This window comes from Daejeonella sp. (assembly GCF_044342615.1).
In the GTDB taxonomy this organism is placed as follows: Bacteria; Bacteroidota; Bacteroidia; order Sphingobacteriales; family Sphingobacteriaceae; genus Daejeonella.
The window spans coordinates 1-8,184 of sequence record NZ_JBIIPN010000117.1 but is presented as its reverse complement, the minus strand read 5'-3'; the positions used below and the strand labels follow the sequence as shown (position 1 = coordinate 8,184).

The 8,184-nt window shown below is 34.8% G+C and carries 10 protein-coding genes; 1 reads left to right on the top strand and 9 read right to left on the bottom strand.

What is annotated here, in order from left to right; all coding sequences use genetic code 11:
* From ACIQ0D_RS09985 to ACIQ0D_RS09975, 3 genes are all read right to left on the bottom strand, one after another.
* The coding region (locus tag ACIQ0D_RS09985) for a haloacid dehalogenase (protein WP_395805193.1) at positions 1–484 on the bottom strand (484 nt) is incomplete at its 3' end.
* Position 485: 1 nt separating this feature from the next.
* Complete coding sequence (locus ACIQ0D_RS09980; protein WP_395805190.1) at positions 486–965, bottom strand: hypothetical protein; 480 nt, start codon at positions 963–965, stop codon at positions 486–488.
* A 1-nt stretch (position 966) separates the two neighbouring features.
* Positions 967–1,623, bottom strand: coding sequence for an ABC transporter ATP-binding protein (locus tag ACIQ0D_RS09975; RefSeq protein WP_395805188.1), 657 nt, complete (start codon positions 1,621–1,623; stop codon positions 967–969).
* Between the two features lie 135 nt (positions 1,624–1,758).
* Between ACIQ0D_RS09975 and sucC the strand changes: the two genes are divergently transcribed.
* Positions 1,759–2,952: an ADP-forming succinate--CoA ligase subunit beta gene (gene sucC / locus ACIQ0D_RS09970; RefSeq protein WP_395805186.1), complete on the top strand. Its 1,194-nt coding sequence runs from the start codon at positions 1,759–1,761 to the stop codon at positions 2,950–2,952.
* A gap of 692 nt (positions 2,953–3,644) precedes the next feature.
* Here the strand turns inward: sucC and rplT are convergent.
* The 6 genes from rplT to ACIQ0D_RS09940 form a co-directional block, all read right to left on the bottom strand.
* A complete protein-coding gene (gene rplT, locus ACIQ0D_RS09965; protein WP_291402345.1) occupies positions 3,645–3,989 on the bottom strand; it encodes a 50S ribosomal protein L20 in 345 nt (114 codons plus the stop codon).
* Between the two features lie 76 nt (positions 3,990–4,065).
* Complete coding sequence (gene rpmI, locus ACIQ0D_RS09960) at positions 4,066–4,266, bottom strand: 50S ribosomal protein L35 (protein ID WP_090705136.1); 201 nt, start codon at positions 4,264–4,266, stop codon at positions 4,066–4,068.
* Positions 4,267–4,347: 81 nt separating this feature from the next.
* Positions 4,348–4,920 carry a translation initiation factor IF-3 gene (gene infC / locus ACIQ0D_RS09955; protein ID WP_291402350.1) on the bottom strand — a complete coding sequence of 191 codons (573 nt, stop codon included), beginning with the start codon at positions 4,918–4,920 and terminating at the stop codon, positions 4,348–4,350.
* 13 nt (positions 4,921–4,933) lie between these two features.
* Complete coding sequence (gene thrS / locus ACIQ0D_RS09950; RefSeq protein ID WP_395805183.1) at positions 4,934–6,859, bottom strand: threonine--tRNA ligase; 1,926 nt, start codon at positions 6,857–6,859, stop codon at positions 4,934–4,936.
* A 159-nt stretch (positions 6,860–7,018) separates the two neighbouring features.
* Positions 7,019–7,747, bottom strand: a complete 729-nt coding sequence (locus ACIQ0D_RS09945) for a (Fe-S)-binding protein (RefSeq protein WP_395805181.1) — start codon at positions 7,745–7,747, stop codon at positions 7,019–7,021.
* A 37-nt stretch (positions 7,748–7,784) separates the two neighbouring features.
* Positions 7,785–8,184, bottom strand: a 400-nt coding sequence (locus ACIQ0D_RS09940) for an MFS transporter (protein ID WP_395805179.1), incomplete at its 5' end; no start/stop codon positions are given.

The following is an 8,184-nucleotide window of genomic DNA, read 5'->3' as shown; positions in this document are numbered from 1 at the left end:
GATCGGATGCAAGTTTAGGAACTATTTCTTCAACGTAATAAACCTTTAAATATTTTTCAAGACCATTCCACTCTGTCTGCATGATCTTATTGATTTGTATCTCGGGCAAACCATTTGTTATGATAATTATCGTTTTTCTATCCACTATTATATCCTGTAAAAGTCTAATAACATTGTGATATAAAATTAATTTCAATGGTAAACGAGCGGTTTTATAAAGACGGGTAAGATTTTCCCTGTATTTCTCATCTATACCAAAAGTTTCTTGTACTCGATCAAAAATACCATCATCGCCATGATGCAAATAGGCATTTTTAAAAAAATCAGTTAAATCTGATGCTGGAGGAAAACCTTCAGTGAATTCAATAAAATTGGCAAATAAATAATAAACTTGAAGTAGATAATCTTGTTCAGGATATAAAACATTATCTAATTCAAATATAAAAGCCTTTTTACTGGGATCTAAATCTTTATAAGTCAACATATTAAACAGTAAATAAACTAAATTTTACTTCTTTGTCTATAAATTCCCACTGAAAAACTCCATTTTCTTCCTGAAATGGTAAACAGTTATTAGGAGGGATTTCTCCTGCTACAATCACACCATTTATTAAAACAAGCAGATTAACTAATATATGAGGATATTTTAATAACTCTAAATTAATATAGTTAATCGAGGGAATAATGATTTTAATATTAAATTCATCAAAAAGAACTCTTGAAGCAGATAATTCAACAATTTCATCAAAAACAAGGGGATAAACTTCATTTATATGATTATCCAAACATATCTTTAATAATTCGTGGGCAAAACTTGGCGATTTAGCAGATGGGATTTTAATAAATTTTGTATCACCAAAATTAGGTATTTCCTCAATTGAACCGAAGTAAAGAATTTTTTCACTAAATAAACGTGCTAATCGAAATGCAGCAGAATCAGAAGCAGCGGTAATTAATACAGACATATTAATAGTTAATTATCTGACCATCTTTCATTAATACTTTCCTATCCGCGAGATTAGCCAAACTTTCATTATGCGTAACTATTACAAATGTTTGGTTTAATGTATCTCTAAGATGAACAAACAATTGATGTAAATTTTCGGCATTAATAGAATCTAAATTACCTGAAGGCTCATCAGCTAGTATTAAAGCAGGGTTATTAATCATTGCCCTTGCTACGGCCACACGTTGTTGTTCTCCGCCAGATAATTCATTAGGTTTATGGTTAGCACGATCTGATAGTCCGAGCATCTCTAATAGTTCAAACGCCTTATATTCAGCATCTTTTTTACTTTTTCCTGCTATAAAAGCTGGAATACAAATATTTTCTAATGCAGTAAACTCTGGTAATAAATGGTGAAATTGAAAAATAAATCCAATTTGTTCATTTCTAAAGGCGCTAAGCTTTTTAGGCGATAAAGAATTTACGTCGACATTATTAATTAAAATACTACCTTGATCAGGGCGATCAAGTGTACCAATAATATGTAGCAAAGTACTTTTACCAGCACCAGAGGCACCTACAATGGTAATAATTTCGCCATTTTTCACTTCTAAGTCTACCCCTTTTAGGATAGGCAATGTTCCGTATGATTTTTGAATTCCTTTAGCTTGAAGCATGGATTTACACATTCTTTATATACAAAGGTGCAAATTGTTTGTTAGAGAATATAATGTAATAAATTAAACATTTTTTTCATTTGTCCTTTTCATGTTTGTAATATAAAACGTAGTTTTACAACAAATAATAAGTAAATGAATATTCACGAATATCAGGGTAAAGAAATATTAAAAAGCTTCGGTGTAAGAGTACAGGAAGGTATTGTTGCCGACACTGCTGAGCAGGCTGTTGATGCAGCTAAGAAGCTAAAAGTAAATTATAATTCGGATTGGGTAGTTGTAAAAGCTCAAATTCATGCTGGCGGTAGAGGAAAAGGTGGTGGAGTGAAGTTGGCTAAGAATCTAGACGAGGTTAAAGAAAAAGCAGGCCAAATCTTAGGAATGCAATTAGTAACTCCTCAGACTGGTCCCGAAGGTAAACTAGTAAGCAAAGTATTAGTTGCTCAAGATGTTTATTACCCAGGTGAAAGCGAAACCAAAGAGTTTTATGTAAGTGTGTTGCTTGATCGTTCAAAGGGTCGTAACATTATCATGTATTCCACCGAAGGAGGAATGGACATTGAAGAGGTTGCTGAGCACACTCCACATTTAATATTTAAGGAAGAAATTGATCCTAAAGTTGGTTTACAGGGTTTCCAAACTCGTAAAATCGCTTTTAATCTTGGTCTAAGTGGTGATGCATTTAAGGACATGACTAAATTCATAGCAGCCTTATATAAAGCATACGAAGCTACTGATTCGTCGATGTTTGAAATCAATCCAGTTTTAAAAACATCAGATAATAAAATACTTGCGGTAGATGCTAAAGTAAATTTAGATGATAATGCTTTATTTCGTCATCCTGATTTTGCAGCGATGCGCGATACTGCAGAAGAAGATCCTACGGAAGTTGAAGCTAGTAAATCGAATCTAAACTATGTTAAGCTTGACGGAAACGTGGGCTGTATGGTAAATGGTGCAGGTTTAGCTATGGCAACTATGGATATCATTAAGCTTGCAGGTGGTGAGCCAGCAAATTTCCTTGACGTAGGTGGAACGGCAAATGCTGAAACTGTAAAAGCTGGATTTAATATTATCCTTTCTGATCCAAATGTAAAGGCTATCCTTATCAATATTTTCGGTGGGATTGTTCGTTGCGACCGTGTAGCTCAAGGTGTTATTGATGCTTACAAAGAAATTGGTAACATTCCAGTGCCAATCATCGTTCGTTTACAAGGAACAAATGCTGTTGAAGCGAAAAAATTAATTGATGAATCAGGACTTCAAGTGTACTCAGCAATTCTTCTTAAAGAAGCAGCTGCATTAGTGACTAAGGTTCTCGAAAAATAAGAATTCCTTAAAACCCGTCATTCTTTTACTCAAAAGAATGATGGGTTTTTTATTATTGCTTCAAAGCAATCCCCCTCGCCTCTTTAATATTCAAATAATATTTTCTTTATCTTTTCTATTTAATATTGAAGATTTATATCATTCACTTTTAAATCGGTTTTTTAAAATTCCTCTCTTAGAGACGCAAAAAATCTTGGCGAAATGTTTTTTTGTTTTGAAAAAAGGACAGGTTGTGACAAAAGCGTCCATAGGGAAATTAGCTCACCATGTCATTGCGAGGAAGCACGACGAAGCAAACTCTTGTTAGTAGAAAAGGGATTGCTTCGCTACACTCGCAATGACAGGTTGCACTAAAGTCATGGAGTATAGCCGGTCCTCTGGTCGGTGTTGTCACCGTACCAGTCGGTAAGGTTATCATTTCTCTGCGTCTTTGTGTCTCTGCGAGACGCAAAATTAAACTCTCGCAAAGGCGCAGAGACGCAAAAAAACAGGTCTATTCCTTCTTGTCAATTAATCCTTCTCTCTGTCTTAGCGTATCTGCGAAAAATCTTTTAATTCTCTGCTATAATCAGCGACATTTGTCGGAAATGATTTTTTTATATACGAATCCCTGATAAGAAGTATGTGAATATAAAAATTTAAGCATAAAAAAAGGGAGCTAAAAGCTCCCTTTCCAAATAATATATTTAAGATTATTTTACTGAATCAATAACAGCTTTAAATGCATCCGGATGATTCATTGCTAAATCAGCTAAAACTTTACGATTTAATTGATTTCCTTTTGCAGTTAATTTACCCATTAAAGCAGAGTAAGATAATCCGTGCTGACGTGCACCAGCATTAATACGCTGAATCCACAAAGCTCTAAACTCTCTTTTCTTGTTTTTACGGTCACGGTAAGCATATTGCAAACCTTTTTCGACTGTGTTTTTAGCAACGGTAAATACCTTGCTTCTTGATCCCCAATAGCCTTTGGCTAAATTTAAGACCTTTTTTCTTCTTCTTCTTGACGCTACTGCGTTAACCGAACGTGGCATGTTGTTTTGTTTTTTGGTAAGCGGTGTTTCTTTTTAGAAACTTAATACCTGATACCTGGTTAAATTAATTGGTTGATTACTTGCCTATACAAAGCATACGCTTAACGTTGCCTGAATCTGCATCAGAAACTAAACTTGTCTGACCCAAGGCACGCTTACGTTTGTTACTCATCTTGGTTAAGATGTGACTTTTAAAAGCGTTCTTTCTTTTGATTTTACCTGTTCCAGTAAGCTTGAATCGCTTTTTTGCACTGGAACACGTTTTCATTTTTGGCATAACTCTCTATTTATTTATTTATAATGATTCATTTTAATATTGTTATTCACAAAAGCTTTTTAGCAATCAAAAAACAACAATTTACTTTTTACCAGTGCCTTTAGGTGCTACGGTTAAAAACATCCGCTTGCCTTCTAACTTTGGTAATTGCTCCACCTTACCTACATCTTCCAAAGCCTGAGCAAATTTTAATAAAAGGATTTCTCCTTGTTCTTTGTAAACAATGGCGCGTCCTTTAAAGTGTACATATGCACGTACTTTTTCACCACCTTCAAGGAAACCAATAGCATGCTTCAATTTAAATTGAAAATCATGATCACTGGTATTAGGTCCAAAACGGATTTCTTTAATTACCGTTTGTTTAGCGTTGGACTTAATCTCCTTCATTTTCTTCTTCTGCTCGTATATAAATTTGTTGTAATCAACAATCTTACATACTGGCGGAACTGCATTCGGAGAAATTTCAACAAGATCCAAATCCTGCTCAATAGCCATAGCAAGAGCTTCTCTGAATGGATAGATACCTGTCTCCACGTTATCACCAGTCAAACGCACCTCAGGTGCTCTGATCAAATCATTGATCTTATGTTCTGCTTCTTTCTTTTTAAACGGAGGGCGTGGTCCTCTGTTAAAGCCTGGTCTACCTAATGCCAAATTATATTTTAATTTAAATTGTAATTTCTTTAACTAACTGATTACTAAACTCTTCCATCGTCATGCTTCCCACATCACCCTGGCCATGTCTTCTAACAGAAACCGTGCCTTCTTCCATTTCTTTCTCACCAATAATGAGCATAAATGGAATTTTCTTTACCTCTGCATCACGAATCTTACGACCAATCTTCTCATCTCTAGAGTCAATCAGCCCGCGAATATCGGAATTATTAAGCGATTCTAAAACTTTTTTTGCATAATCCTCATATTTTTCAGAGATCGGTAGAACGATAAACTGTTCAGGACTAAGCCATAATGGAAATTCTCCGGCACAATGTTCAATTAAAACAGCCACAAAACGCTCTAGAGAGCCAAATGGAGCGCGATGAATCATTACAGGACGGTGTTTCAAATTATCACTTCCTGTGTATTCCAACTCAAATCTTTCTGGTAAATTATAATCCACCTGGATAGTACCTAATTGCCATTTTCTACCTAAAGCATCCTTAACCATGAAATCTAACTTCGGGCCGTAGAAAGCTGCCTCCCCCAATTCAACTACTGTTGCCAAACCTTTTTCTTCGGCTGCCTCAATAATTGCTGATTCAGCTAATTGCCAATTCTCATCAGTACCGATGTATTTTGTCTTATTTTCAGGATCTCTTAATGAAATTTGCGCTGTATAATCATTAAAACCTAAGGCCTTAAATACATATAAAACAAGATCAATTACCTTTTTAAATTCCTCTTTAACCTGATCTGGGCGACAAAATAAGTGTGCATCATCTTGAGTAAATCCTCTAACACGTGTTAAACCATGAAGCTCACCACTCTGTTCATAACGATAAACAGTCCCAAATTCAGCGTATCTGACTGGAAGATCCTTATAAGAACGAGGCTTAGTTTTATAAATTTCACAGTGATGAGGACAGTTCATTGGTTTTAGGAAGAACTCTTCTCCTTCTTGTGGTGTTTTTATTGGTTGAAATGAATCAGCGCCATATTTTTCATAGTGACCTGAAGTAATATAAAGATTTTTATGTCCGATATGAGGAGTTATAACTTGCTCATAACCTGACTTAACCTGAGCTCTTTGAAGAAAATTAACTAGTTTCTCGCGTAGAGCAGCACCTTTAGGCAACCATAGCGGTAAACCCATACCTACTTTTTCAGAAAAGGCAAAAAGCTCAAGTTCTTTACCTAATTTACGATGGTCACGTTTCTTTGCTTCTTCAATCATTTGAAGATATTCAGTTAGCTCGCTTTGCTTAGTATAAGTAACCCCGTAAATACGTGTTAACTGCTTTTTACTCTCATCACCGCGCCAATAAGCACCTGCCACATTCATCAATTTTACAGCCTTAATAAATCCTGTATTCGGAATGTGTGGTCCGCGGCATAAATCAGTAAAATTGCCTTGAGTATAAAAAGTAATGGAACCATCAGCCAAATCTTTAATCAGATCTAACTTATATTCATCATTCTTTTCTGTGAAATATGAAACTGCATCCGATTTAGAAACAGCTTTTCTAGAAAAATCAGACTTAGACTTTGCCAATTCTATGATTTTGTCTTCGATTTCTTTGAAATTATCAGAAGAAAATTCACGATCTCCAAAATCAACATCATAATAAAAACCAGTTTCAATGGCTGGTCCGATTCCAAATTTAGTTCCTGGATAAAGTGCTTCTAATGCTTCAGCCATTAAATGCGCTGAGGAATGCCAAAATGTAGATTTACCTTCTTGATCATTCCAAGTCAATAATTTAACAGTAGAATCATTTCCAATTGGACGGGATGAATCCCATATTTCACCATTGACTACGGCAGCCAATACGTTTCTTGCTAAACCTTCAGAAATAGAAAGTGCAATTTGATGAGCAGTGGTCCCCTGTTCATATTCACGAACAGACCCATCAGGAAGTGTAATTTTGATCATCTACAAAATGATTTATTAGTTATGTTCAATAAAATTAAATGATCATCTACAAAATGATCTTCATTTCATTACAAAATTAAGAATTTTTAAGGGAAAAATGATCAAAACAACAATTTAATCGGCTAAATGGCTATAATTATAGACAAAAGCACGTTTTGATTAAACATTTCCCCAACCATGAGTCAAAACATCTGCCAAGTGCATAGTTTTAATAGGAATGTGATGCTGATCGATATAAGCTTGTATATTCAAAAGGCAAGATGAATCGGTTGAAATAATAAAATCAGCATCCATCTCAAGGGCATTATTTACCTTTTGTTCGGCCATAGCACTTGAAATAGAGTCAAATTTTACTGCAAATGTCCCTCCAAAACCACAACAAACATCTGTATCCTTCATCTCTACCAACTCTAAACCATGAACCTTGCTTAATAATTGTCTTGGTTCATCTTTAATTTTACATTCTCTTAGTCCCGAGCAAGAATCATGATAAACCGCTCTTCCCTCCAACTCTGCACCGAAATAATCCTTCTTAATGATATTTACCAAGAAATCACTTAACTCATGAATATTAGCTTGAATTGCTCTGCATTTATTATGGACTACCGTATTGGTAAACAGATCATTATAAGAATTTTTCACCATACCTGTACAAGAGGCAGATGGCGAGACGATATAATTATTTTCAGAAAAAGTATGTAAGAATTTACCTCCAACAACTTTTGCTTCTTCCCAAAAACCCGCATTATAAGCTGGCTGTCCGCAGCAAGTTTGCTCAGCATTATAAATAACCTTACATCCTGCCTTTTCAAGGATTTTAACGGTATTAAAAGCAGTTTCAGGATATAGCTGATCAATAAAGCAAGGGATAAATAATTCAACGTTCATAAAATATATTAAGCAGCGCTAAATTCAGAAAAAAAATCTAATCCTTTGTTAAAGAAGTGGAAGAATCTGACTTTAAAAATAATAATGATATTAAAATGAGTAATCCAATAATAAAAAAGCTTGCCAAGCTTACCGCTGAATTACGCATACTTCCTGTAAATTCTTCAATATAGGCAAAGCTAAATAAGCCGATAACGATAGCCAATTTCTCTGTAACATCATAAAAACTAAAGAAAGAAGCCGTGTCTGGTGTGTTTTCAGGCAAAAATTTAGAGTATGTTGACCTAGAAATAGATTGAATACCTCCCATTACTAATCCCACAACTACGGCCAAAGCATAAAACTGTTGCTCATTTTGAATATGATATGCTCCAAAACAAATTGCTATCCAGACTATAACCACCCCTATAATTACCTGAATATTTCCATATTTTTTT